The 2,707-nt window shown below is 59.3% G+C and carries 1 protein-coding gene; it reads left to right on the top strand.

Features of this window, described 5'->3' with window-relative positions; genetic code table 11:
• Positions 1 to 2,707, top strand: a 2,707-nt coding sequence (locus A9J21_RS32005) for an S-layer family protein (RefSeq protein ID WP_066737594.1), incomplete at both ends; no start/stop codon positions are given.

The following is a 2,707-nucleotide window of genomic DNA, read 5'->3' as shown; positions in this document are numbered from 1 at the left end:
CGACAACGGCGGTGGCATCAACACGGACGGCAACGGCTCGACCAACGTCTCGGGGAATTCGACGAACGGCACCGGTGTCGACAATGGCAATGGCACCATTAACACGGGCGGTAACGGCTCCACCAACGTCTCGGGCAACTCGACCAACGGCTCAGGCGTCGACAACGGCGGCGGTATCAACACGGACGGCAACGGCTCGACCAACGTCTCGGGGAATTCGACGAACGGCACCGGTGTTGACAATGGCAACGGCACCATTAACACCGGCGGCAATGGCTCGGCCAATATCTCCGGCAACTCGACCAATGGCTCGGGCGTCGACAACGGCAATGGCTCGATCAGCACCGGCGGCAATGGCTCGACCAATATCTCGGGCAACTCGACGACCGGTCCAGGCGTAGACAACGGCAACGGCACGGTCGACACCCAGGGCAATGGTTCGACCAACGTCTCGGGCAATTCAACGAACGGCACGGGCGTCAATAACGGTAACGGCACCATTAACACCGGCGGCAACGGCTCGACCAATGTCTCGGGGAATTCGACCAACGGCTCGGGCGTCGACAACGGCGGTGGCATCAACACGGACGGCAACGGCTCGACCAACGTTTCGGGCAACTCGACCAACGGTACCGGTGTCGACAATGGCAATGGGTCGATCCATACCGATGGCAATGGCGCGACCAACGTGTCCGGCAACTCGACCAATGGCTCGGGCGTCGACAACGGCAATGGCTCGATCAGCACCGGCGGCAATGGCTCGACCAATATCTCGGGCAACTCGACGACGGGTCCAGGCGTCGACAACGGCAACGGCACGGTCGACACCCAGGGCAATGGTTCGACCAACGTCTCGGGCAATTCGACGAACGGCACGGGCGTCAATAACGGTAACGGCACCATTAACACCGGTGGCAACGGCTCGACCAATGTCTCGGGGAATTCGACCAACGGCACCGGTGTCGACAATGGCAACGGCACCATTAACACCGGCGGCAATGGCTCGGCCAATATCTCCGGTAACTCGACGAACGGTACCGGCGTTGATAATGGCAACGGTTCCATCTATACCGATGGCAATGGTTCCACCAACGTCTCGGGCAATTCCACCAACGGCACCGGCGTCGACAACGGCAACGGCACGATCGACACCCAGGGCAACGGTTCAACCAACGTCTCGGGCAATTCGACGAACGGCACGGGCGTCAATAACGGTAACGGCACCATTAACACCGGTGGCAACGGCTCGACCAATGTCTCGGGGAATTCGACCAACGGCACCGGTGTCGACAATGGCAACGGCACCATTAACACCGGCGGCAATGGCTCGGCCAATGTCTCCGGTAACTCGACGAACGGTACCGGCGTTGATAATGGCAACGGTTCCATCTATACCGATGGCAATGGTTCCACCAACGTCTCGGGCAATTCCACCAACGGCACCGGCGTCGACAACGGCAACGGCACGATCGACACCCAGGGCAACGGTTCGACCAACGTCTCGGGCAACTCGACGAACGGTACCGGCGTTAATAACGGCAACGGCACCATTAACACCGGTGGCAACGGGTCGGCCAATATCTCGGGCAACTCGACGGAGGGTCCAGGTGTAGACAACGGCAACGGCTCGATCGATACGGACGGCAATGGATCGACCAACGTCTCAGGCAACTCGACCAATGGCACCGGTGTCGATAACGGGAACGGATCAATCAATACCGGCGGTAACGGTTCGACCAACGTTTCGGGTAACTCGACCAACGGACCAGGCGTAGACAACGGCAACGGCACGGTCGACACTCAGGGCAACGGCTCGACCAATGTCTCGGGTAACTCGACCAACGGTACTGGCGTTGATAACGGTAATGGTTCGATCAATACCGATGGCAATGGCTCGACCAATGTCTCCGGCAACTCGACCAACGGTACGGGCGTAGACAACGGCAACGGCACGATCGACACCCAGGGCAACGGTTCAACCAACGTCTCGGGCAACTCGACCAATGGTACGGGCGTAGACAACGGCAACGGCGCGATTAATACCGATGGCAATGGCTCGACCAACGTCTCAGGAAACTCGACCAATGGCACCGGTGTCGATAACGGAAACGGTTCAATCAACACCGGCGGTAACGGTTCGACCAACGTTTCGGGCAATTCGACGAATGGCACTGGCATAGATAACGGCAATGGGTCGATCCAAACCGATGGCAATGGTTCGACCAACGTCTCGGGCAACTCGACCAACGGCACGGGCGTAGACAACGGCAACGGCACCATCAACACCGGTGGTAATGGCTCGACAAACGTTACCGGCGACTCAGGCGAGGGAGCTGGCGTCGATAACGGAAATGGTTCGATCCAGACTGGTGGCAACGGCTCGACCAATGTCTCGGGCAACTCGACCAATGGTACGGGCGTAGACAACGGCAACGGCACGATCGACACCCAGGGCAACGGCTCGACCAACGTCTCTGGCAACTCGACGAACGGTACCGGCGTTGATAACGGTAATGGTTCGATCAATACCGATGGCAATGGCTCGACCAACGTCTCGGGCAACTCGACCAATGGTACGGGCGTAGACAACGGCAACGGCACGATTGACACCCAGGGCAACGGCTCGACCAACGTATCTGGTAATTCGACCAACGGAGCTGGCGTCGACAATGGCAATGGCTCGATCAGCACGGGCGGTAACGGCTCA

The sequence above is a fragment of the Cupriavidus sp. D384 genome (genome assembly GCF_001652915.1).
Taxonomy (GTDB): domain Bacteria; phylum Pseudomonadota; class Gammaproteobacteria; order Burkholderiales; family Burkholderiaceae; genus Cupriavidus.
This window is presented reverse-complemented; position numbering and strand designations above follow the sequence as displayed.